The following is a 22,433-nucleotide window of genomic DNA, read 5'->3' on the forward strand; positions in this document are numbered from 1 at the left end:
ATGGGTCCGGGCGTTCGATTGCCCGAAAGTGTCAACCATGTCCCCGTACACCTGTCAGCTATGTCTCCAGTCTGTACACGGCGGCAAAGAAAGTAGGTGCCGCCCCGCACAGGGGCGAAGCTAATAGACCACTAAGAAATCAAGGAAAGGCCAACACCCCAAGAACAACGACAAAACCAGACCGCCGCAGGCAAAAAAAGCACACACTAATCCCGAGCAGAAGAAGCAGCCCCATGACTTAACCAGTCAAGCACAGCGGTGGCATCATCATCCGCCCCACTACGAGCCTTAGCGACAGTCTCAGCCACATCCTCACTAGGCACAGCGCGCCGAATAGCGACCCCAACAGCAAGAATATCAATCATGACCAGATGCAAAATCCGCGAAATCATGGAAAGCTGCGACTCGCGAATCTCAATGTGATCAGTCTCAAGCGCCACAGTAGCCCGCTTAGCCAACGGCGTATTGCTAGACGTAATAGCAATCACCTGCGCCCCAGCCTGCATCGCCACATCCAGCACGCGCAGCAACTCCGGCGCACGCCCTGACTTCGACACCGCAACAATCACATCCCCCTTGCCCAGCAGCGCCGCCGACGCCGCCTGCATGTACAGATCGCCATAAGCAATCGTAGGAATGCCAAAGCGGAAGAACTTGTAGTGCGCATCCTGCGCGACGATGTTCGAATTCCCCAGCCCATAGAACTCGATGCGCCGCGCGCCGTTCAACAGATCGATCGCCCGCTCGACGTGCTCGAAGTTCAAATGCTCGCGCAACTGCAGAATCGCCGAGATCGTGTTGTCCAGCACCTTCGCGCCAAAGTCCGTCGCCGTGTCGCCCAGATGCACCTGGCTATGACTCACCGGAATCGTCCCGGTCAAACCCGTCGCCAGCTTCAGCTTGAAATCGGACAGGCCCTGGCATCCCAGCGAGCGGCAGAAACGAATCACCGTCGGCTGGCTCACGTCAGCCTTGCGCGCAATGTCCACAATCGGATCGTTAATGATCGAACGCGGATGATTCAACGCCAGATCCGCCACGCGCCGCTCCGCCGGCGTCAACGCATCGCGCATCTGGCGAATCCGTTCGAACACCGCCGACGAACTCCCGCCCGTACGATTCGACAACTGCTCCGCCAGAATCGCCGAGACCCCCAGGAACGCCGGATACTCCGCCGTGATCACATAGGTCGGCACGTTCTTCAGATACGCCTCGAAACGGCCCTTCGCCTCGAAGCGCTCGCGGAACGACGAACGCTCGAAGAACTCGCCCAGCCGCGGCACCACACCGCCGCCAATGTAGATGCCGCCCAGCGACCCCAGCGTCACCGCAATATTGCCGGCGAAGGTGCCGAGGATGCCGCAGAACACATCCACCGATTCCGCCGCCAGCGGCTCGCCCTCGAGCGCGCGCTTGACCACGTCGGACGTGTCGAAGTTCGACGGGACGCGCTTCTTGTCGCGCGCCGCCAGCGCCCGGTAAATCACCTCGATGCCGGGACCCGCCGACACACGTTCGAACGACACGTGCGACCACTTCTTGCGGGCGTACTGCAGCACCAGATCCTCGCGCTCGTCGGCCGGTGCGAAAGTGGCGTGGCCACCTTCGCTGCCCAGCGCAATCCAGCGGTCGTCGGCGGGAATCAGGCCGGAGACGCCCAGGCCCGTGCCCGGCCCCAGCAGGCCGATCACGCTGTTCGGCCGCCGTGCACCGCCGCCCACCTGCACGCGTTGCGAATCCGTCAGGCCCGGCAACGCCATGGCCAGCGCGGTAAAGTCGTTGACGACCAGCAGCGTGTCGAAGCCCAGCGCGCGGCGCGTGGCTTCGATCGAGAAGGTCCAGTCGTGGTTGGTCATGCTGACCTGGTCGCCGTCGACCGGGTTCGCAATCGCAATCGCCGCGTGGTTCACACGGCCAATCTTCGTATCCTTCAGGTACTTCTTGATGACTTCGGCCACGCCTGGGTAGTCGGCGCACGGATACACCTGCACCTGGCCAATCTCGCCCGGCCCTGTCTCCAGTGCAAAACGCGCATTGGTGCCGCCGATGTCGGCCAACAGCCGCGGTCCGTCGGCGTGCTGACCCGCAGCCGGGACAGCGTTACTTTTCACACCAGTAGACATCGAGTCTCACTCCCTTGTCGTTTGCCAACTGCGAGATGGCATTTTTTTGTGGCGCAGCGGCGGCGGCATTCAGCACGTCCAGCTTGCGCGGTCCTGCAATCAACAGAAACAGGCGGCCCATCTGCTTTAACGCGGACATGGACCAGCTCACGCGTGCATGCGGCGCACTGCCCGGATGCACCGCGACAAAACGTTCGGACGTCGTGATGGCGAAGTCCCACTCCGGCGCATCCGCGAAGATGGACGCCGTATGGCCGTCCTCGCCCATGCCCAGTACGGCGACATCCGGCAGCGTGCGGCGCGAGTCGGCGTTCAGCGCAGCAACGTGCGCCTCGAGCGATTGAGTGGTGTCCACCAGCGGCCAGAACGCCGCGCCTTGCGCTGCATTCTGCAACAGTGCCTCATGCGCAAAACGCGAATTGCTGGCGCTGTCCGTTTCGGGGACCCAGCGGTCGTCGACCAGCGTCACGGCAATGCGCGACCAGTCGAACGGTTGCGTGGACAACGTCTGCAGGAACGGACGCGGACTGCTGCCGCCGGACACTGCAAGCGTGGTATGGGCCGCGCCGGTAGCAGTCGCGGTTGCCTGAGCGGCGAGGGACGCTTGTAAAGCGTCGCCCACCGCTTTCGCCAGCGCGTCCGATTGGGCGCGCTGGTCGTCGAAAGCGTGAAGCTCGATCACTTCTCCTCCGTACTGCTTTTTTGTTGGGTCTGCGGAATATGCCTTAACGCAGGGCAACGGCCGCTTGCAGGGCACTGCCCGTTGCTGCCATTGCCGCCGCCGTTACGGCGCCACCCCGTTCAGTCAATTTCTGCGGTCTTGCATGCGCCAGACGCAGCACTCGTTGAGCCACGCTGCGTTGCCGCCTGTCAGTTTTCTTCTTCGAGCCAGCAGGTGCCGTGCTGCGCCAACATCGCGCTCGACGCCGCCGGCCCCCACGTGCCCGCTGCATAGGGCTTGGGCGGCTTGTTGGCGGCCGCCCATTCGTTCAGGATCGGTTCGACCCAGCGCCATGCCGCTTCCTGCTCGTCACGCCGCACAAACAGCGCGAGCCGGCCGTTGATCACGTCGAGCAGCAGACGCTGGTAAGCCTCCATCTGTCCTTCGCGGAAGAACTGGTCGAACGCGAGGTCGAGGTGGACGCTCGCCAGGTTCATGCCCTCGCCAGGCTGCTTGGCGAGGCAGTACAGGCGAATCGTTTCGTTCGGCTGCAGCCGGATCACCAGCCGGTTTGCGCCGGGGCGCAAGGCGGTTGGCCCGAGCGCCGAATGCGGCACCGCACGGAAGTTCACGACGATCTCAGCGACGCGGTCCGCCAGACGCTTGCCCGTGCGCAGGAAGAACGGCACGCCGGCCCAGCGCCAGTTTTCGATTTCCACCTTCAGAGCCACGAAGGTCTCGGTGTTGGTGTTCGCCTTGACACCCGGTTCCGTGGCGTAAGCCGGCACCGAGGTGCCGCGGATCCCGCCGGCATGATACTGGCCGCGTACCGCGACCTTGCCGATGTCGCGCGGATCGATGGGCTTTAACGCGCGCAGCACACGCAGCTTTTCGTCGCGCACCGAATCCGAATCCATCGAATGCGGCGGCTCCATTGCCACGATCGAAAGCAACTGCAGCAAGTGGTTCTGCACCATGTCGCGCAGCGCGCCGGTATTGTCGTAGAAGTCGCCGCGCGCTTCCACGCCGAGCTCTTCCGCAATCGTGATCTGAATACTTTCGACCCATTCGCGGCGCCACAGCGGTTCGAACAGCGCATTGCCGAAGCGCAGCGCGAGCAGGTTCTGCACCGGCTCTTTACCGAGGTAGTGGTCGATCCGGTAGATCTGCTCTTCAGCGAAGATTTCGCCCACGGCGTCGTTGATCGCGTTGGACGACTTCAGGTCGTAGCCGAGCGGCTTTTCCAGCACGATGCGCGAATTCGTATTCAGGCCCACTGCGGCCAGCGCATGGCAGATCGGGACGAACAGCGACGGGCCGGTGGCGAGATAGAACACGCGGATGCCGGGCAACTCGCTGACCGCGTCGCGAAGCAGCGCGAAGTCTTCGGGTTTGCCCAGGTCGAGCTTCACGTACTGGATGCGTTCAAGGAAGCTCGCCCATGCCGTCTCGTCGAGACCGTTCTTCGAGACGTACGGCTTGACGTGCGCGTTGACCCACTCGATATACCCAGCCCGGTCCTCGGCATGACGCGCCACGCCAACGATCTTGCCGCCTTCTGCCAGCATCCCTGCACGGTGTGCTTCATACAGTGCCGGCAGAATCTTGCGCATCGACAGGTCGCCGGTTCCGCCGAAGAGAACGAAGGTGAAACTTGAATCGGTAAACATGTGTCTCCGTCGATGTCCAGGGGGCCGCTCCAGGCGACCGTAGTCCGATAAAATTTTTTTTGACACTGAATTGTAGTTTAACTACAATCCAAATCAAGAGGTAGCGATAAATCGATGAAAAAAGCGTGCGTGCTTAGGCAAGATGCGCGTTTTCCCGAATCGGCCCGCGTCCCCTGCATGTTAACGGACATTGCGTTTTTGCACGTGTTGGCTGCTTTGGGGCGGCAAACCGCGCTGCAATATCAGGGTTAACCTGTGAGGAACCTCGAGTCTGCCGCGCGCGACGCGGGCAGGCAAAAATCAAAAGAGGAGACAGTCAAGTTGCATCCCGAACCACTCATCTTCTGAGCTTCCTGCGGCCGAACGTCGGCTCGCCGGCACATGCATGCGCATGCGTCTGCCCGAGGCTCGATCGCCCAGTGTTTTGCCTGTTTGAACCAACCACAGCACCCTGGAGAATCAGGGGCCATTCGTTTTTTGTTCAGGTGTCTGGAGGAGATAAGCAATGAAATTCCGCGCGATCATGGGCGCTTTGTGCGCCGCAGGTCTGATGTGTGGCGTATCCGCAGTGCAAGCTGCCGAGTCGATCGAAGTGCTGCACTGGTGGACGTCAGGCGGCGAGTCGAAAGCCGTCGGCGTGCTGAAAGATGACATGACGAAGCAGGGCTACACCTGGAAGGACTTCGCGGTTGCGGGCGGCGCAGGTGCGGCGGCCATGACGGCACTGAAGACGCAGGTGATCTCGGGCAATGCGCCGAGCGCTGCGCAGATCAAGGGTCCGTTGATCCAGGAGTGGGCGGAGCAGGGCGTGCTGGTGCCGATCGACTCCGTCGCGGGTGACTGGAAGAAGAACCTGCCGCCGCAGATCGACAAGATCATGCACGCAGACGGTCACTACGTCGCCGCGCCGTTCTCGGTGCACCGCGTCAACTGGATCTGGATCAACAAGGCAGCGCTCGACAAGGTTGGCGCGAAGCCGCCTACCACGTGGCCGGAATTCTTCGCCCTCGCTGACAAGCTGAAGGCTGCCGGCATCCAGCCGGTCGCTGCCGGCGGTCAACCGTGGCAAGACCTGACGCTGTGGGAAGACGTCGTGCTGTCGCAAGGCGCTGACTTCTACAAGAAGGCGATCGTCGACCTCGACCAGAAGACCCTGACGTCGCAGCAGATGGTCGGTGTGTTCGACACGGTCCGCAAGATCGAGTCGTACATGGACACGGGCCGTACGGGCCGTGACTGGAACCTGGCTACCGCCATGGTCATCAACGGCAAGGCCGGCATGCAGTTCATGGGCGACTGGGCGAAGGGCGAGTTCGCGAACGCGAACAAGCAGCCGGGTACGGACTATATCTGCGCACCGGTCCCGGGCACCTCGAAGGGTTACACGTTCAACGTCGACTCGTTCGTGTTCTTCCAGCAGAAGGGCGCGAAGGATGCAACGGCAGGTCAGCTGGCGCTGGCGAAGACGATCATGAGCCCGGATTTCCAGGAGCAGTTCAGCCTGTACAAGGGTTCGATTCCGGTTCGTCTGGGCGTGAACATGGACAAGTTCGACGCATGCGGCAAGCAGTCGTACGCGGATGAACAGACGGCCATCAAGGCCGGCGGTTATGTTCCGTCGCTCGCGCATGGTATGGCTCAGCCGGATGCAACGGCGGGTGCGATTACCGACGTCGTGACGAAGTTCATGAACTCGGACCAGGATTCGAAGAGCGCAGTTGAAGCGCTCGCGAAGGCTGCGAAGACGAAGTAAGCACGGTAGCAGGGCGCCCGGTTGCGACTCCACGCGTAACCGGGCGTTCGCTTCAGGCATGAAGATGTACCCAGAGTCACAGCCTTTGCCAGTCCAGTGTCGCGCGCTCAGCGCGCCGAAACCGGCGGCACAGTTTCAGGAGTCGAGTAGTGACTGCTTCTCTTAGCGGAAACGGGAAAACCACGGCCACCGTGACCCGCCGCACGTCGCCGATAGCGGCGCTCGCCGACCGCTGGATTCCGAAGCTGGTGCTTTCTCCCAGCATCGTGATCAGCATTGTTTTTGTTTACGGCTTCATCTTTATCACGGGTTTTCTGTCGCTGTCGAATTCGCGGCTGATGCCGCGCTACGATTTCGTCGGCCTCGACCGTTATCGCGAGCTGTTCGATAACGACGTCTGGTGGACCTCGGCCGCCAACCTCGGCTGGTTCGGCATTCCGTTCATTGCAATCTGCGTGGCGCTGGGCCTGTTCCTCGCCATCCTGCTCGATCAGCGCATCCGCAACGAAGGCGCTTTGCGTGCGGTGTTCCTGTATCCGATGGCGCTGTCGTTCATCGTGACCGGCACGGCATGGCAATGGATTCTCAACCCGAATCTCGGCATGCAAAAGGTGCTGCACGACTGGGGTTGGACGAGTTTCCAGTTCGACTGGCTCGACAATCCGGACCGCGCGATTTTCTGTATCGTGATCGCGGCCGTCTGGCAGTCCACCGGCTTCGTGATGGCGCTGTTCCTCGCCGGCCTGCGCGGTGTGGATGCGGAAATTTTCAAGGCGGCACAAGTGGATGGCGCAACGCTGCCCACCATCTACCGCAAGATCGTGATTCCGAGCATGCGTCCGGTGTTTTTCTCGGTGCTGCTGATTCTCTGCCACATCACGATCAAGACCTTTGACCTCGTCGTTGCATTGACGGCGGGTGGCCCGGGTACCTCGTCGTCGCTGCCGGCGATGTTCATGTACACGTTTTCGTTTAACCGCGGGCAACTGGGCGTCGGCGCAGCGTCGTCGATGATGATGCTCGCAACCGTCGTGGCCGTGCTCGTGCCGCTGATGTATATGGAATCGAGGAGCACGCGTAATGCAGCCTAAGATGACGATCAGCCGTGCCGTCATTTATGCGGCCTTGATTCTGTTTGCGTTGTACTTCCTGTTTCCGTTGTACGTGATGCTGTCGACGTCGTTCAAGGACATCGATCAACTGCGCACCGGCAACCTGCTGACGCCGCCGTCGCACCCCACCTTCGCGCCGTGGATCAAGGCATGGAGCCAGGCGTGTACGGGCGTGCGTTGCGACGGTATGGAGCCGTTCTTCATGAACTCGGTGCGCATGGTGATTCCGGCCGTGCTCATCTCGTCGATCATCGGCGCGTTCAACGGTTACGTGCTGACGCACTGGCGCTTCCGTGGCGCCGACATTCTGTTCACGATGCTGCTGGTGGGCTGCTTCATTCCGTTCCAGGCCATCCTGTTGCCGATGGCGCGTTTTGAAGGCTTCATGGGCCTGTCGAACACGGTGAGCGGACTGGTGCTGGTGCACGTGGTGTACGGCATTGCGTTCACGACGATGTTCTTCCGCAACTTCTACGTCAGCATTCCGGCGGAGCTGGTGAAGGCGGCACGTATCGACGGGGCAGGCTTCTTCCTGATTTTCTCGAAGATTCTGCTGCCGGTGTCGTTGCCGATCTTCATGGTCTGCCTGATCTGGCAATTCACGCAGATCTGGAATGACTTCCTGTTCGGTATCGTGTTCTCGGGTGTCGATTCGATGCCGATTACGGTGGCGCTGAACAACCTCGTGAATACGTCGACCGGTGTGAAGGAATACAACGTCGACATGGCAGGCGCGATTATCGCGGCGCTGCCTACGTTGCTCGTCTACATCATCGCCGGCCGATACTTCGTGCGTGGCCTGACGGCAGGCGCAGTGAAGGGCTAACCCTAAACGATTGCCGCAGCGCGCCCCGTGGCCGCTGCGGTGCGAACCGGCATCCGGCCTGCGCCGCCTGAGTGCGACGCACCTGAAGCTGTACCAGAGACAAGAGGATTCACAGCATGGCAAGCCTTTCCATCCGTGACGTGTACAAGACCTACCCGAACGGGGTGCCGGTCCTGAAGGGTGTCAACATCGACATCGAAGACGGCCAGTTCCTGATTCTGGTGGGCGGCTCGGGCTGCGGTAAGTCGACGCTGCTCAACATGATCGCCGGTCTCGAGACCGTGACGAAGGGCGACATCCAGATCGACGGCAAGACGGTGAACAACCTGTCGCCGAAGGATCGCGATATCGCGATGGTGTTCCAGTCGTATGCGCTGTATCCGTCCATGACGGTGCGCGAGAATATTTCGTTCGGCCTGGGTATTCGCAAGGTGCCGAAGCCGGAGCAGGCGCAGATTGTCGACCGTGTATCGAGCATGCTGCAGATTCAGCATTTGCTGGATCGCAAGCCGGGGCAACTCTCCGGTGGTCAGCGGCAGCGTGTGGCAATGGGGCGGGCGCTGGCGCGCGATCCGGTGATGTTCCTGTTCGACGAGCCTTTGTCGAATCTGGACGCGAAGCTGCGGATTGAGATGCGCTCGGAGATCAAGTTGCTGCATCAACGCCTTGGCACGACGATCGTTTATGTGACGCATGATCAGATCGAGGCTATGACGCTGGGTGACCGGATCGCGGTGATGAAGGATGGGGTTGTGCAGCAGTTCGGCGCGCCGCAGGATATTTATGATTCGCCTTCAAACCTGTTCGTGGCCGGCTTCATCGGCGCGCCGCCGATGAACTTCATTCAGGGCAAGCTGGTGGAGCAGGGTTCGGGGGTTGGGGTTGAGATTGATACCGGGATCAAGCGCAGCGTGCTGAATTTGCCGTTCACCTCGGCCAAGGTTAAGGCGCATGTGGGCAAGGAAGTGATCCTGGGTCTGCGGCCCGAGCGGATTACCGATGCTCGTAGTGCGCATAACGTTGAAGACGCGCAGTTGCAGCCGGTCGAGGTTAAGGTTGATGTGATCGAGCCTACCGGGCCGGATACGTTGGTGTTTGCGCAGGTTAATGGCAAGCGTGTGGTGAGCCGTGTGCACCCGGCTTCGAATCCGCAGCCGCTTTCGAATATGACGCTGTTGTTTGATGTGTCGAAGGCGGTGTTGTTTGATCCGGCTAATGAAGAGCGGATTGCTTAAGGTTTAGCGCTGTAAGTTGGAGCGAAGATAAGGAAAGGCCCCATGCGTTGGGAGACGTGTGGGGCTTTTTGCCATTTTGCCGTGCTCACGAACCTCGGCCTCCGCACAACCCCTCAACTCCCCAACTTATTCGGATCCCGCCAGGCCCGCTCAAACGGCAACCGCCACGCCCGCGGCGCGACAAGCTGATGAATCGCATTGGGCCCCCACGATCCCGGTGAATAAAACCGAACCGGCGGAGGCGATTCAATCAACGCGGTCGAAACTTGCCACAACCGCTCAATCCCTTCCGCGGTTGTGAACAACGTGCGATCGCCCCGCATCGCATCAAGAATCAACCTCTCGTAGGCCTCAAGCACATCCCCGATCATGCCAGTGTCATGCATGGCGAACTGCAAGCTGAGCTTATCCAGCCGCATCCCAGGCCCAGGCCGCTTGCCATAAAACGAAAGCGACATCTTCGAAGCATCCGCCAGATCAAAAGTCAAATGATCCGGGCCCTGCGCGCCCACGCCCGACCCCGCCGGAAACATACTCTTGGGCGGCTCGCGAAACGCAATAGAAATAATCCGTTGTCCTTCGGCCAGCCGCTTCCCGGTCCGGAGATAGAACGGCACACCAGCCCAACGCCAGTTATCGATGGAGCACTTCAACGCAATAAAGGTCTCAGTCTCCGACTCCGGATTGACCCCATCCTCAGCTCGATAACCCGTGTACTGCCCTCGCACGACATCAGAAGGTTGAATTGGCAACATGCTGCGAAAGACCTTGTTCTTCTCCTCGCTGATCGGCGCTGGCTCCAGTGATGTGGGAGGCTCCATCGCCATAAACGCGAGAATCTGGAACAGGTGAGTGACCACCATGTCGCGAAACGCCCCGGTCTGCTCGTAGAATCCCGCGCGCTTACCGAGCCCTAGCGTCTCGGGGACGTCGATCTGAACGTGATCGATAAAGTTGCGATTCCAGATAGGTTCGAAAAGCCCATTCGCAAAGCGGAACGCCAGAATGTTTTGCGCCGGCTCTTTGCCAAGGAAGTGGTCGATGCGGAAAATCTGCTCTTCCTCGAATACTTCGTGCAGCCTGGCATTCAATGACACCGAGCTTGCCAGATCGGTGCCGAAGGGTTTTTCCATGATGATCCGCGAGCGCTCGACGAGGCCCGCTTCCTTGAGCATGCCGACTGCGGATAAGGCCGCGTTCGGCGGTACGCTCAGATAGTGCAGTCGCCGGCACCCGCCTTCGAAGGTCTGCTCGGCACGTTCAACCGCAACCTTAAGCGCCTCTGCACCTGCAGCCAGCGACAGATAGTCGAGGTGGGCCGCAAAGGTGTTCCATTCCGTCTCGACGATCGGGCGAGAAGAAAACTCATCGAGTGCTTCACGGGCCGTCCGGCGAAACTGATCCGCTTCGATGTCATCGAGCGCGACCGCAATGATCCGGCAACCTGGAATGAAGCCCGCATTCGAGAGATGGAATAAGCCGGGCAATAACTTGCGTCGCGCCAGATCGCCGGTGGCGCCGAAGAGCACGACGACTTGCGGAAACCGCGGACCCACGCCTGGGGAGATCTTCGCCATCGTGCAAATCCTTCTAGGTTAGCAACGTCAAACGAAAAGGTGATCCGCAAGAGCGAAACCCGGCCTGGGTTTCAGCCAGCAATTCTACGCGGCGAAAGCTTGAAGAGCCCGCTCGAGTCCAGGCTGATTCGGCAAACGCACGAAGGCTTTCACACTGAAAGTAGCGTTGTGTCCCCGAGTCACGCCCAACGACGCTGGCGTATACCCCATTGCAACGATTTTTTTCCCATGAAACACTGCTCTTCATCTGCTGTGTCGGATTGAAGTCCGATATACCAGACAAACGAATATTGACGTTCGATCAACTCGAGCTCGTCACCCTGAGCATGCCGAGAAGGCCAGGTTGATCGCCGTTTCCGTCCACATGTGGACTTCTCACTCCAGATCGGGATCGAAAAATGAGAATCATCAGGGAAAGCGCAAGATTCGCGTGTTTGTTCGCTGTGGCCGGTCTATTGGTGTTTGCCGGTTGCACGAAGATCGCTACGCCAGATCAGGGCGGCGTCGCCGATTCGACACTCAAACAGGTCCTGCAGCGCGGTACCTTGCGCGTGGGCGATTGTTTGACTTTCGCGCCGTTCGGCTTCTACAACAAGGATGGCCAGCCCGACGGTTACGACGTCGACCTCGCGAAAGAACTGGCCAGGCAAATGGGCGTCAAGCTCGAAGTCGTGAATACGACGAGCGCTAACCGCATTCCGAACCTGCAAACCAGCAAGGTGGACGTGGTGTTCTGCAACTTCACCCGCAACCTCGAGCGGGCGAAGGAAATCTCCTTTACGAACCCGTACGTGGTGGCGAGCGAAGCGCTGCTGGTGAAAAAGAGCAGCGGCATCAAGTCCATCAACGACATGTCGAATCGCACGATTGCAACCGTCAAGGGCTCGACGAACGGTGACGAAGTGCGCTCGCTGAACATGCAGGTCAAGATTCAGGAATTCGACAGTTCGGAGGCTGCGATCCTTGCGGTCAAACAAGGCCAGGCCGACGCGATGATCGAGGACAACAACTTTCTCGCGTATCAGGCAACGCTCGATCCGGACCTGACTGTGACCAACGAAGCGCTCGTTCCGCTCGAATACAACGCGTTCGGCGTCAAGCAGGGGGACCAGGTCTGGCTCGATTACCTGAACCTGTTCCTGTTCAATACCAACGCTTCCAAGCTGAACGCACAGCTCTACAAGAAGTGGTTCGGCACAGATCCGCGCTTCCCGCTTAATCCGCAGTACTGAATCTGCGCGCGCTCAACGTCGGTTGAAAGACGGAGGAACCATGAGCTATGAATGGCTGACCCTTGCGGGGTATTGGAACGATTTCGTTCGCGCGGCGTGGCTGACGCTTCAGATCACGGTGCTGGCCTTCATCCTTGCGCTGCTGCTCGGTTTGCTGACGGCGCTGGCCAGCGCATCGCGCGCCCGACTGCTGCGCGCGATCGCGAGTGCCTATATCGAAGCGATCCGTAATACGCCGGTATTGCTGCAGATCTTCATCGTGTTCTTTGGCTTGCCATCGCTCGGCATCACGTTGAATGCCTATGCCGCTGGTGTCATTGCGTTAGGGGTGAATGTCGGTGCGTACCTGGCCGAGGTGTTCCGTGCGGGCATCCAGTCCGTGCCGCGCGGTCAACTGGAGGCGGCGTCGATCCTCGGCCTGGGGCGCTCGCAGATCTTCGTCGAAGTGGTGCTGCCGCAGGCCGCGCGTGCCGTTTATCCGGCGATCGTCAACAACCTGATCCAGTTGCTGCTCGGCACATCGCTTTTGTCGGCGATCGCGCTACCGGAACTGAGCGGGACGGCGACGGTGATCAACGCACGTACGCTGCTCTACATCCAGACCTTCACGATCACGTTGATTGCCTATCTGGTACTCAGCAATGTCCTGTCGTGGGCGGCGGGCCAGGTGAGCGCCCGTGTCTTTCATCCACCGCTCGTACTGAAGAAACGTCCGCGCCGCGCGTTTTTCTTCGCGCGACAGACCGATCGCACCTGAGCGCCCAACCGGAGATCGAACATGTCAAGCGAATTGCTCACGACCAGCCTCGCGATCCTGATTCAGGGTCTGGTGGCGACACTGCTTCTGTCCGCGGCGTCGATCGTCGGTGGAACGCTGATCGGGCTGCTGGCAGCCGTCCTAAGGTCATTCGGACCATGGGGCACGCCGCGTATCGCCAGGCTCTATACCGAACTGTTCCGCGGCACACCTGTGCTGATCACGCTGATGTTCATCTATTTCGGCGTGTCGTACTTCGGCTATGCAATCGATGTCTTTGCAGCCGGTGTGGTGGGTTTGAGCGTCTATCAAGGCGCCTACATTGCCGAGATATTCCGCTCGGGCATCGAAGCCGTGCCTAAAGGACAGTGGGAGGTGTCGCAGATCCTCGGGCTCAGCAAGACGCAGGCTTTCTTTTCGGTGGCGTTGCCACAGACCGGGAAGATCGTCATACCGCCTCTCGTCGGCCAGTACTTGTCGCTTATCAAGGATACGTCGATCGTCAGCATGATCGGCATGTCGGAATTGATGCACGCGGGTCAGGCTATCGTCGACCGGGTCGGCAAACCGGTTGAGATATATGGCCTCGTTGCCGTGCTGTATTTCGTTGTGTGCTTTCCACTTTCGCAGTGGGTGCGCCACCATGATCGTAGAAGGAGCCTGTTGTCATGACCGCTACTACCTCTATCGCCACTTCCAGGCCCATCATCAACCTCGCCGGCGTCAGCAAGTCCTTCGGCGCTACGCAGGTTCTGAAGGAAATCAATCTCGATGTGCGACCGGGCGAAGTGCTCGTGCTGATCGGCGCATCCGGTTCTGGAAAGAGCACGGTGCTGCGCATCATGAGCGGTCTGGAAACGGCCGACACAGGTGAGGTCTGGGTCAACGAGGTGCCGCTGCACGACGCTCGCCGCGCCAAAGAGATTCGCGGTCACGTGGGCATGGTGTTTCAGCAATTCAACCTGTTTCCGCACAAGACCGCACTTGGCAACGTGACGCTCGCGCTGATCAAGGCACGCAAGATGAGTCCGGCGGACGCGCGCAAGCGTGCGATGGACGCGCTCGATCGCGTGGGTCTCGCCGACCGTGCCGATCACTATCCTAGCCAGCTCTCAGGCGGCCAGCAGCAGCGCGTGGCGATTGCCAGAGCATTGGCGGTCGAGCCGGGCATCATGTTCTTCGACGAGGCCACCTCCGCGCTCGACCCGGAACTGGTCGGCGAAGTGACCGAGGTCATGCGCGGATTGGCGCGCGACGGCATGACGATGGTTGTCGTCACCCACGAAATGGGTTTTGCGCGCAAGACTGCCGATCGCGTCGTGTTCATGGATAAAGGCGTGATCGCGGAGCAGGGCGCGCCCGAGGATATCTTCGTGAACCCGCAGAACGAACGTACCCGGCAGTTCCTGCACCGCGTGCTCGACCATTGACCTTGCGCTAAACTGCGAACCCTATCGCCGACGGAGTTGAAGGCATGTCAGCACCAGAGTCATCAAGAGCGCGAGGCGTTGACCGCGTCGTCGGCATTTTCAGGCAACTGCATATCGCGCGTCGTCCGATGACGATGCGCGAACTGATTGAAGCGACCGGCGCGCCGCGCTCCAGCATCTACGAACTGGTCACCATTCTCACGGAAGCAGGATGGCTGGAGACAACGGTCGACGGTAGTGTCTTTTTCGGCCGTGAAATGCATTACTACGGCGCCGACTACGCGGTGCATAACGATCTGATCAGTCGCGCCCACCAGGCCATCCTCGCGCTGGTCAGAAACCACGACGAGACCGCGCAGTTGTGCATGCTGGAGGGCAACAAGTACACCGTGGTTTTGTCCGAGAACAGTTCGCGGCCGTTCAACATCAGTTCCGACATTGGCGTGAAGGTGCCGATTCCGTGGACCGCGACGGGCCGCCTGTTGCTCGCACATCTTCGCGCGGACGAGATTCGCGCGTTGATCCCGGACGAAGACTTTGTCCTCGATAACGGAAGGCGCGTTGAATTTGAGGATTTTCTGCGCGACGTCGAACGCGCCGCTGAACAGGGTTACTGTTGCACCGAAGGTCTTTCGCACACCTTTCGATACTGCATGGCAGCGCCGATACGCGATCGAACTGGTCTTCCCGTCGCTGCGCTTTGCTTTATGACGAGCCGCGACACGAATCCGGAAAAGCGCGCCACGATGCTGGAAGACCTCATCAGGTCGTCGAAAGCGTTATCGCAGCCGTATGTCCGTTTGTAGACGCCGCGCGAGACGGCTCTCGCCGCTCAATGCGGCAAACGGACATTGAATTTGAACGTCGCAAGTCGCGCCAGCAGGATGAACGCAGTGGCGATCAGCACGCTATATACGCTATCGAAATTGAAGTAATCCAGCAGTAGATACAACCAGCATCCAACAAACGCGCAGGTCGCATACGGTCGCGAATCCTTCAAAATCAGCGGCACTTCATTGCAAAGCACATCGCGAATCACGCCGCCGAACACCCCAGCCAGAACCCCGATCATCACCGACGTAAACCACGGCATCTGCGCGTCGAGCGCCATCGAAGTACCCGAGATGCTAAAGAGCCCCAGCCCAACCGCATCCGCCACCAACAACACCCGCTCGGACAACAGCTTCGACGTCATCTTCAACAGCATCGGCGCGAACAGCGACATCACAAAGATCGCGATTACATACGGTTGATGCTCGACCCAATAAAACGGCCTGCGCTCCAGCAGCACATCGCGCACGGTCCCACCACCGAAGGCCGTCGCCATCGCCACCAGAAACGTCCCGACCGCATCGAGCTGCCGCGTGCGCGCTTCAATAAAACCGGAGATCGCGTAGGCGAAGATCGCCAGCGCCTCCATGATGGTGAGCGCGAGGGTAAGCCTCGGATGCATTAACGGAGCCCCGTCACGGTTTGGGATGAGCGACCTGCGCCCCCGGCTGCAACAGCACGAGCACAGCGCCGGCGCCGCCGTCATGCGCTCTTGCCTGGCAGAACGCAATGACCTCTTCCTTCTGCACGAGCCAGGCCCGAACCTTGCCCTTCAGCACAGGCTCCTTGCCGACCGACCCAAGCCCCTTGCCATGAATCACGCGCAGGCAACGCAGCCCGCGCTTGACCGACTCGCGAATGAATTCCGCCAGCGCCTCACGCGCCTCTTCACGCCGCATCCCATGCAGATCCAACTGGGCCTGCACAATCCACGCGCCGCGCCGCAGCTTGCGCACCACCTCCTGACTCACTCCAGGCCGGCAATACGAAAGCGTCTCATCGGTCTCAAGCAACACCTCCGGATCGAACTCATCCGAAATCGCCTCATGCAGGACAGCCTCTTCATCGAGCTTGGTTTGCGTGGGCACAGGCGAGGGCGGCGTGCGCGCCGGCGGCACCCTGGGCGGCACCACCAGGGGCGCAACCGCGCCAATCTCCCGCCGGAACAGATCGGCATCCGCCGACGCTTCACGCTGTGCCACAGCCGCCGCGGCGCGGTCGCGCTCACGTCGCTCGGCATCGCCTTTTAGCGCGGCACGCAGAGCACCCAGACCGGCGAGCCCGGCTGCCGGCTCGATCTGCGGTTTAGACGGCGCAACCGGCACCGGCGTCGGCTGCACAGCCGCCGCGCGGGGACGTTTGGGTTCGCCAGGATGAGGCCGATTCTTTGCCATGACGGTGACACGGTGGAAAGTAGAGCGTCGTGTGAAACTGCCGCGGGCCTCGCCATGCATCCGCAGGTCAAAACGGACCTGCAGCTGCAACAAGACACAACGCGATGCAAAAAGGGCCGCCAGCTTGCCAGCCGCGGCCCTTCATAGGGTGTGATGCGTGCGGTGTACGGTAAGCGCTCAGGCCGAAGCCCGGGCGCTATTTTACCTTCTCCGCGTCATGAAGCAGGCCCGCTTGCCCGGCTTGCCCGATGCCCCGATTAACGCTCGGCTTCCGCGCTCATCGCGTGCTCGCCGGCCATCTCGTCGATGGTTTCGAGGTAGCGCTGCGCATCCAGTGCGGCCATACAGCCCGTGCCGGCGCTGGTAATCGCCTGACGATACACGTGATCCTGCACGTCGCCCGCGGCAAACACGCCCGGCACGCTGGTACCCGTTGCGTTGCCCGACAGGCCGCCGTTGGTGATGATGTAGCCGTTCTTCATCTCCAGCTGGCCTTCGAAGATATCCGTATTCGGCTTGTGTCCGATCGCGACAAACAGGCCCTGCAGCGCGATATCCGTCTTTTCGCCGCTCTTCGTATCCTTGATGCGCAAGCCCGTCACGCCCGATTGATCGCCGGTCACTTCGTCCAGCACATGGTTCCACTTGATGTCCACGAGGCCTTCCTTCTGCTTGGCCAGCAGGCGGTCGATCAGGATCGGCTCGGCGCGGAACTTGTCGCGGCGGTGGATCACCGTCACTTTCTTCGCGATGCCGGCGAGGTAGAGGGCTTCCTCGACTGCGGTGTTGCCGCCGCCGATCACCGCTACGTGCTGCTGCTTGTAGAAGAAACCGTCGCAGGTCGCGCAGGCGGACACGCCCTTGCCCATGAACGCCTCTTCCGACGGCAGGCCGAGGTACTGCGCCGACGCGCCGGTCGCGATGATCAGCGAGTCGCAGGTGTATTCGCCCGAGTCGCCAATCAGACGGATCGGCTTTTCGTCGAGCTTCGCCGTATGGATGTGGTCGAAGATGATCTCGGTGTTGAAGCGCTCGGCGTGCTCGAGGAAACGCGCCATCAGTTCCGGGCCTTGCACGCCGTTCGCGTCGGCCGGCCAGTTTTCGACGTCCGTCGTGGTCATCAGCTGGCCGCCCTGGGCCAGACCCGTGACGAGCACCGGATTCAGGTTGGCGCGCGCCGCGTAGACGGCAGCGGTATAGCCTGCGGGGCCGGAACCGAGAATCAGGACTTTGGCGTGTTTCGTGGTGGTTGCGGGCATGATCGAAATCCGTAAAAAGCGCCCGGCTCGCCCATGCGAGCCCGCGCGGCTACAGTTGAACGTTAGTTGAAACTGTAGATGGGTATCAGACCGGCATTATAAAGGTCGCCAAGCCGGCCCGCTTCATGATGCTTCTTGATCGTCCCGATAGCCTGACGCCGCCGTTTGGCCCGAAAACCACGCCGGCTGGCCCCAGTTACCGTCATTTACAGCCTTGCGCACGACACTGCGTTTACAATAGCCCGGATCAAACGACCCGGCGGCCACGACCGGGCACCCAGCACGGCCTGGGGGCGCGCATTTTGGCCGCACCCGCAACAGGATCAATGGCAAAAGCTCCTTATTCCGCGAGCGCGCAGGCATTGCCGCACCGTATGTCGCGCCTCTTCACCGAAATCCGCTGGATCCTGCAGGTTGCGCTCGGCGTTTTCCTGCTGATGGCGCTCGTCAGCTACAGCCGGCACGACCCGAGCTGGACGCACGCCGCCCAGGTCGACCGCATCGCCAACTGGGCCGGCCGCGTCGGCGCGTGGACGTCCGACATCCTGCTGCTCCTGTTCGGCCTGTCCGCTTACTGGTGGGTGGTGCTGCTCGGCCGCAGCATCTCGGCCAATTACCGTCGCATCACCCGTCACGAGGCGCTGCCCGAAGACAAGCCGCGTGATGTGACCTGGCTCGCCGAGATTTTCGCCTTCGTGCTGGTGTTGCTCGCCAGCGACGGCATCGAGGCGCTGCGCATGTGGTCGCTCAAGGTTCAACTGCCGCGCGCGCCGGGCGGCGTGATTGGCGAGGCCGTGGCGCGCGGCGTGTCGCACGCGCTCGGCTTCACGGGCGGCACTTTGGCATTGCTGGTGGCGCTCGCCATCGGTTTGTCGCTGTATTTCCGCTTTTCCTGGCTTTCCGTGGCCGAACGGGTCGGCGAATCGATCATTTCCGCCGTCACCTTTGCCCGTCTGCGCCGTGAAGCCGGTCGCGACCGCAAACTGGGCGAGGCCGCCGCCGTCAAGCGCGAAGGCAAGGTGGAGCAGGGCCGCGTGCGCATCGAAGAGCACGAGCCGGTCATGATCGTGCCGCCTGTGGTCACGCCGGCTAAATCCGAGCGCGTCGAGAAAGAGCGCCAGGTGCCGCTGTTTACCGACCTGCCGGGCGATTCCACACTGCCGCCCATTTCGCTGCTCGATGCCGCGCCCGCCGCGCAGGAAACCATTTCTCCCGATACGCTCGAATTCACCTCGCGCCTGATCGAGAAGAAGCTGAAGGATTTCGGCGTCGAAGTGAGCGTGGTTGCCGCCTATCCGGGCCCGGTCGTCACGCGTTACGAAATCGAGCCCGCCACGGGTGTGAAGGGCAGCCAGATTGTCGGGCTGGCGAAGGATCTGGCGCGTTCGCTGTCGCTGGTATCGATTCGCGTGGTTGAAACCATCCCCGGCAAGAATTTCATGGCGCTGGAGTTGCCGAACCAGCGTCGTCAGACGGTGAGCCTCTCCGAGATTCTCGGCTCGGCCGTCTATGCCGACGCCGCTTCGCCGCTCACCATGGGTCTGGGCAAGGACATCGGCGGCAAGCCGGTGTGTGCCGACCTCGCCAAGATGCCGCACCTGCTGGTGGCCGGTACCACCGGCTCGGGCAAGTCGGTGGGGATCAACGCGATGATCCTGTCGCTGCTCTACAAGGCGAGCGCCGAGCAGGTCCGGATGATCCTGATCGACCCGAAGATGCTCGAAATGAGCGTCTACGAAGGCATTCCGCATCTGCTTTGCCCGGTGGTCACGGACATGCGCCAGGCCGGTCACGCGCTGAACTGGGCGGTCGCCGAAATGGAGCGCCGCTACAAGCTGATGAGCAAGCTCGGCGTGCGTAACCTCGCCGGCTACAACAACAAGATCGACGAAGCCACCAAGCGCGAAGAAAAGCTGCCGAATCCGTTCAGCCTGACGCCGGACGATCCGGAACCGCTGTCGCGCCTGCCGAACATCGTGGTGGTGATCGACGAACTGGCCGACCTGATGATGGTGGTCGGCAAGAAGGTCGAAGAGCTGATTGCGCGGATCGCGCAGAAAGCCCGTGCGGCCGGCATCCACCTGATTCTGGCAACGCAGCGGCCTTCCGTCGACGTCATCACCGGCCTGATCAAGGCCAACGTGCCGACGCGGATGGCCTTCCAGGTGTCGTCGAAGATCGACTCGCGCACGATTCTCGACCAGCAGGGCGCGGAATCGCTGCTCGGCATGGGCGACATGCTCTATCTGCCGCCCGGCAGCGGCTTGCCGGTGCGGGTGCACGGCGCCTTCGTGTCCGATGAGGAAGTGCACCGCGTCGTCGAAAAACTCAGGGAGCAGGGCGAGCCGAACTATATCGAGGGCATCCTTGAGGGCGGCGTCACCGGCGACGGCGACGAAGGTTCCGCCGGCGCCGAGGGAACTGGAGCGGCCGGCGGCGAGTCGGACCCTCTATACGATCAGGCGGTGGAGGTCGTCATCAAGAATCGCCGCGCGTCGATTTCGCTGGTGCAGCGGCATTTGCGGATCGGCTACAACCGCGCCGCGCGCCTGCTCGAGCAAATGGAGCAATCCGGGCTCGTATCGGCGATGTCGTCGAACGGCAATCGCGAGATTCTCACGCCCGCGCGCGAAACCGATTAGGCGCGGCACACCCCTTGCCTCGACAGGCGGTGACGCTCATCCTGGGTTCAACCGCCTCCGTCCCTGGTCCGATTCAATCCACGGAGAATGATATGCAGCAATACGCCGGGCACAGTGCCCATCCTGGCCGCCTCGGTCATCTGGTTCGAACGCTGGCGCGCGGAATCGGCAGCGTCGCGATCGGTGCGTCGTTGCTGGTCGCGCAACAGGCGTTTGCGAGCGGCACCGAGCAACTCAAGGCGTTTGTCGCACAGGTGCACTCGGCGCGTGGCGATTTCGTGCAGCAGGAAGTGCGGGCGCCCAGCAAGGCACAAGCCGCAAGCGACGCCGCGCAGGTCATGCCGAAAAACACTACCTCGAGCGGTACGTTTGTGTTCGCACGTCCGGGCAAGTTCATCTGGTCGTACGAGAAGCCGTATGAACAGATCCTGCAAGCGGACGGCGACAAGCTCTACGTGTTCGACAAAGACCTGAACCAGGTGACCGTGCGGGCGCTCGGCGGCGCACTAGGCGCAAGCCCCGCGGCGATCCTGTTCGGCAGCAACGATCTGGACAAGAACTTCACGCTGCACGATGCGGGTGTGAAAGGCGGTATCGACTGGCTCGAACTGATCCCGAAAGCGAAAGACACGCAGTTCCAGAGCGTGGGCATTGGCTTCAAGGACGGCAATCTGCAGGCCATGGAATTGCACGACGTGTTCGGCAATGTGACCTTGCTGACGTTCTCGAACATCCAGAAGAATCCGCCGCTGCCGGCGGATGCGTTCAAGTTCACCGTGCCGAAGGGCGCGGATGTGATCAACGGCTAAGCGCGTACCGCGCGGCGGTTGGTGCGAAAAGCCACGCAGGTTCTGCGTGGCTTTTTTATTGCCGCTTCGCCGTGTTGCGCGCTATTCGTCCGCTTCGTCGGCGCCAGGCGGAGGATGTGCTGCCTTCATGTCGTCGATAAACGCTTCGACGATATCGCTGCGATGCTGCCGCCCTCGCGTGACCATATGGAACGCCACGCGGTACTTCATCTGCGCGGGATTCAGCGCCGCCAGCAAACCGTCCTTGACGTACGGCGCGGCGAAGTGCCCGGGCAGGTAGCCAAGATGATGGCCCGACAAAACCAGCATCGCGACGGCTTCCATGTTGTCGGCCACCGCGGTGACGTTCTGCGGCGTGGTCGAGCTCTCGGCTTCGGGGAGCGGATAGCTGCGCCACGCCCATTCGTGTTGCGCGGCCTCGGCAGGGGCGACCTCGCCGGCCTGCTCGAACAAGGGGTGGCCCTTCGCGCAGTACGCGAACTGCTCCTCCGCGAACACCTCCGTGTATTCCAGCGACGGCACCCGGTGCCAGAAGTAGCCAATGCCGACCTGAATGCGCCCGTTCAGCAGCAACTCCTCCAGCTCGCCCGGCGAGCGCACGAGGATCGAAAAGCGCACCGACTGGTCGCGCGTGCGAAAGCGCCCGATCGCGCTGCTGATACGCGCGCTCGCCGACACCGGCGTGTGGCCGATCATGCCGATATCGAGCGTGCCGACCAGCTTGCGGCCGACGTTGCGCGCCTGCATGCCGAAGGTATCCACAGCAGCCAGCAGCGCGCGGGCCGCTTCGATGAACTGCTCGCCGCGTGCCGTCAGGCTAAAGCCGCTGCGGCCGCGTTCGCACAGCCGGTAGCCGAGTCGCGTCTCCAGCGTGGCGAGCTGCGTGCTGATGGTGGACTGCCCGACATTCAGCGTCGCCTGAGCGGGTGAGACGCCACCGGCGTCGACGATCGCGAGGAAAACGCGGATCAGGCGCAGGTCGAGATCGGTGAGTTGCGAGAACATGACGGTAGATACATCGCTTGGAGTCGATGTGAAGTTTATTCTGCCGGCATTTTATATTGATACGAAGTGCTCAAAAATGAGGATAAATCCTGCGAGCCGGCGAGTTGCTGCCCGGTT

The 22,433-nt window shown here is 61.2% G+C and carries 19 protein-coding genes; 11 read left to right on the top strand and 8 right to left on the bottom strand.

Translation table 11 applies throughout. The annotated features are described in order from the left end of the window. Window positions 1-206 precede the first annotated feature (206 nt). The 3 genes from P3T42_RS33535 to zwf (P3T42_RS33545) all read right to left on the bottom strand — a co-directional run bounded on the left by P3T42_RS33535 (window position 207) and on the right by zwf (P3T42_RS33545) (window position 4,454). Entirely contained in the window at window positions 207-2,123 is a 1,917-nt protein-coding gene (locus P3T42_RS33535; protein WP_074300498.1) for a bifunctional transcriptional regulator/glucokinase, read from the bottom strand. After that, window positions 2,101-2,805 (bottom strand): 6-phosphogluconolactonase, encoded by a 705-nt coding sequence (pgl, locus tag P3T42_RS33540; RefSeq protein WP_429308429.1) that lies wholly within the window; start codon window positions 2,803-2,805, stop codon window positions 2,101-2,103. Before pgl ends, P3T42_RS33535 begins: the two co-directional genes overlap by 23 nt. Window positions 2,806-2,993: 188 nt before the next feature. Next, window positions 2,994-4,454, bottom strand: coding sequence for a glucose-6-phosphate dehydrogenase (zwf, locus tag P3T42_RS33545; RefSeq protein ID WP_074300497.1), 1,461 nt, complete (start codon window positions 4,452-4,454; stop codon window positions 2,994-2,996). Between the two features lie 505 nt (window positions 4,455-4,959). Here zwf (P3T42_RS33545) and P3T42_RS33550 point away from each other — a divergent pair. From P3T42_RS33550 to P3T42_RS33565, 4 genes are all read left to right on the top strand, one after another. Then, window positions 4,960-6,207 (top strand): ABC transporter substrate-binding protein, encoded by a 1,248-nt coding sequence (locus P3T42_RS33550; RefSeq protein ID WP_074300496.1) that lies wholly within the window; start codon window positions 4,960-4,962, stop codon window positions 6,205-6,207. A 149-nt stretch (window positions 6,208-6,356) separates the two neighbouring features. Further along, complete coding sequence (locus P3T42_RS33555; RefSeq protein ID WP_074300495.1) at window positions 6,357-7,298, top strand: carbohydrate ABC transporter permease; 942 nt, start codon at window positions 6,357-6,359, stop codon at window positions 7,296-7,298. Then, on the top strand, window positions 7,288-8,145 hold the full coding sequence (locus tag P3T42_RS33560; RefSeq protein ID WP_143788472.1) for a carbohydrate ABC transporter permease: 858 nt from the start codon (window positions 7,288-7,290) through the stop codon (window positions 8,143-8,145). Before P3T42_RS33555 ends, P3T42_RS33560 begins: the two co-directional genes overlap by 11 nt. 116 nt (window positions 8,146-8,261) lie before the next feature. Further along, window positions 8,262-9,380 carry an ABC transporter ATP-binding protein gene (locus P3T42_RS33565; protein WP_074300493.1) on the top strand — a complete coding sequence of 373 codons (1,119 nt, stop codon included), beginning with the start codon at window positions 8,262-8,264 and terminating at the stop codon, window positions 9,378-9,380. 113 nt (window positions 9,381-9,493) lie between these two features. On the opposite strand, the gene zwf (P3T42_RS33570) is transcribed toward P3T42_RS33565, so the two are convergent. Further along, complete coding sequence (gene zwf / locus P3T42_RS33570) at window positions 9,494-10,957, bottom strand: glucose-6-phosphate dehydrogenase (protein ID WP_429308430.1); 1,464 nt, start codon at window positions 10,955-10,957, stop codon at window positions 9,494-9,496. Between the two features lie 398 nt (window positions 10,958-11,355). Between zwf (P3T42_RS33570) and P3T42_RS33575 the strand changes: the two genes are divergently transcribed. From P3T42_RS33575 to P3T42_RS33595, 5 genes are read left to right on the top strand one after another with little or no spacing between them, the layout of a single operon-like run. Beyond that, the gene (locus P3T42_RS33575) at window positions 11,356-12,189 is read left to right on the top strand and encodes a transporter substrate-binding domain-containing protein (protein ID WP_074300491.1); all 834 of its coding nucleotides are present in this window, start codon (window positions 11,356-11,358) and stop codon (window positions 12,187-12,189) included. A gap of 40 nt (window positions 12,190-12,229) precedes the next feature. Then, window positions 12,230-12,946: an amino acid ABC transporter permease gene (locus P3T42_RS33580; RefSeq protein ID WP_429308431.1), complete on the top strand. Its 717-nt coding sequence runs from the start codon at window positions 12,230-12,232 to the stop codon at window positions 12,944-12,946. Between the two features lie 21 nt (window positions 12,947-12,967). Continuing rightward, window positions 12,968-13,618 carry an amino acid ABC transporter permease gene (locus tag P3T42_RS33585; protein WP_074300489.1) on the top strand — a complete coding sequence of 217 codons (651 nt, stop codon included), beginning with the start codon at window positions 12,968-12,970 and terminating at the stop codon, window positions 13,616-13,618. Further along, a complete protein-coding gene (locus tag P3T42_RS33590) occupies window positions 13,615-14,376 on the top strand; it encodes an amino acid ABC transporter ATP-binding protein (RefSeq protein ID WP_074300488.1) in 762 nt (253 codons plus the stop codon). Before P3T42_RS33585 ends, P3T42_RS33590 begins: the two co-directional genes overlap by 4 nt. A 44-nt stretch (window positions 14,377-14,420) precedes the next feature. After that, window positions 14,421-15,182: an IclR family transcriptional regulator gene (locus P3T42_RS33595; protein ID WP_074300487.1), complete on the top strand. Its 762-nt coding sequence runs from the start codon at window positions 14,421-14,423 to the stop codon at window positions 15,180-15,182. Window positions 15,183-15,208: 26 nt separating this feature from the next. On the opposite strand, the gene P3T42_RS33600 is transcribed toward P3T42_RS33595, so the two are convergent. The 3 genes from P3T42_RS33600 to trxB form a co-directional block, all read right to left on the bottom strand. Beyond that, entirely contained in the window at window positions 15,209-15,829 is a 621-nt protein-coding gene (locus P3T42_RS33600; RefSeq protein WP_074300486.1) for a trimeric intracellular cation channel family protein, read from the bottom strand. Between the two features lie 13 nt (window positions 15,830-15,842). After that, complete coding sequence (locus tag P3T42_RS33605; protein ID WP_074301735.1) at window positions 15,843-16,601, bottom strand: Smr/MutS family protein; 759 nt, start codon at window positions 16,599-16,601, stop codon at window positions 15,843-15,845. Between the two features lie 257 nt (window positions 16,602-16,858). Next, entirely contained in the window at window positions 16,859-17,860 is a 1,002-nt protein-coding gene (trxB, locus tag P3T42_RS33610; protein ID WP_074300485.1) for a thioredoxin-disulfide reductase, read from the bottom strand. A gap of 326 nt (window positions 17,861-18,186) precedes the next feature. Here trxB and P3T42_RS33615 point away from each other — a divergent pair, with 326 nt between their 5' ends. Continuing rightward, a complete protein-coding gene (locus P3T42_RS33615) occupies window positions 18,187-20,502 on the top strand; it encodes a DNA translocase FtsK (protein ID WP_074300484.1) in 2,316 nt (771 codons plus the stop codon). A gap of 92 nt (window positions 20,503-20,594) precedes the next feature. Then, complete coding sequence (gene lolA / locus P3T42_RS33620; RefSeq protein ID WP_074300483.1) at window positions 20,595-21,311, top strand: outer membrane lipoprotein chaperone LolA; 717 nt, start codon at window positions 20,595-20,597, stop codon at window positions 21,309-21,311. 81 nt (window positions 21,312-21,392) lie between these two features. Here lolA and P3T42_RS33625 read toward each other — a convergent pair whose 3' ends face one another. Next, window positions 21,393-22,316, bottom strand: a complete 924-nt coding sequence (locus tag P3T42_RS33625; protein ID WP_429308432.1) for a LysR family transcriptional regulator — start codon at window positions 22,314-22,316, stop codon at window positions 21,393-21,395. Window positions 22,317-22,433: the final 117 nt, after the last annotated feature.

The sequence above is a fragment of the Paraburkholderia sp. GAS38 genome (genome assembly GCF_050434965.1).
In the GTDB taxonomy this organism is placed as follows: Bacteria; Pseudomonadota; Gammaproteobacteria; order Burkholderiales; family Burkholderiaceae; genus Paraburkholderia; species Paraburkholderia phenazinium_A.

Coding starts and splice junctions, on each gene's coding strand:
- P3T42_RS33535 (WP_074300498.1), bottom strand. CDS start 2,123: ATGTCTACTGGTGTGAAAAGTAACGCTGTCCCGGCTGCGGGTCAGCAC.
- zwf (WP_074300497.1), bottom strand. CDS start 4,454: ATGTTTACCGATTCAAGTTTCACCTTCGTTCTCTTCGGCGGAACCGGC.
- P3T42_RS33550 (WP_074300496.1), top strand. CDS start 4,960: ATGAAATTCCGCGCGATCATGGGCGCTTTGTGCGCCGCAGGTCTGATG.
- P3T42_RS33560 (WP_143788472.1), top strand. CDS start 7,288: ATGCAGCCTAAGATGACGATCAGCCGTGCCGTCATTTATGCGGCCTTG.
- P3T42_RS33565 (WP_074300493.1), top strand. CDS start 8,262: ATGGCAAGCCTTTCCATCCGTGACGTGTACAAGACCTACCCGAACGGG.
- zwf (WP_429308430.1), bottom strand. CDS start 10,957: ATGGCGAAGATCTCCCCAGGCGTGGGTCCGCGGTTTCCGCAAGTCGTC.
- P3T42_RS33575 (WP_074300491.1), top strand. CDS start 11,356: ATGAGAATCATCAGGGAAAGCGCAAGATTCGCGTGTTTGTTCGCTGTG.
- P3T42_RS33580 (WP_429308431.1), top strand. CDS start 12,230: ATGAGCTATGAATGGCTGACCCTTGCGGGGTATTGGAACGATTTCGTT.
- P3T42_RS33585 (WP_074300489.1), top strand. CDS start 12,968: ATGTCAAGCGAATTGCTCACGACCAGCCTCGCGATCCTGATTCAGGGT.
- P3T42_RS33590 (WP_074300488.1), top strand. CDS start 13,615: ATGACCGCTACTACCTCTATCGCCACTTCCAGGCCCATCATCAACCTC.
- P3T42_RS33595 (WP_074300487.1), top strand. CDS start 14,421: ATGTCAGCACCAGAGTCATCAAGAGCGCGAGGCGTTGACCGCGTCGTC.
- P3T42_RS33600 (WP_074300486.1), bottom strand. CDS start 15,829: ATGCATCCGAGGCTTACCCTCGCGCTCACCATCATGGAGGCGCTGGCG.
- P3T42_RS33605 (WP_074301735.1), bottom strand. CDS start 16,601: ATGGCAAAGAATCGGCCTCATCCTGGCGAACCCAAACGTCCCCGCGCG.
- trxB (WP_074300485.1), bottom strand. CDS start 17,860: ATGCCCGCAACCACCACGAAACACGCCAAAGTCCTGATTCTCGGTTCC.
- P3T42_RS33615 (WP_074300484.1), top strand. CDS start 18,187: ATGGCAAAAGCTCCTTATTCCGCGAGCGCGCAGGCATTGCCGCACCGT.
- lolA (WP_074300483.1), top strand. CDS start 20,595: ATGCAGCAATACGCCGGGCACAGTGCCCATCCTGGCCGCCTCGGTCAT.
- P3T42_RS33625 (WP_429308432.1), bottom strand. CDS start 22,316: ATGTTCTCGCAACTCACCGATCTCGACCTGCGCCTGATCCGCGTTTTC.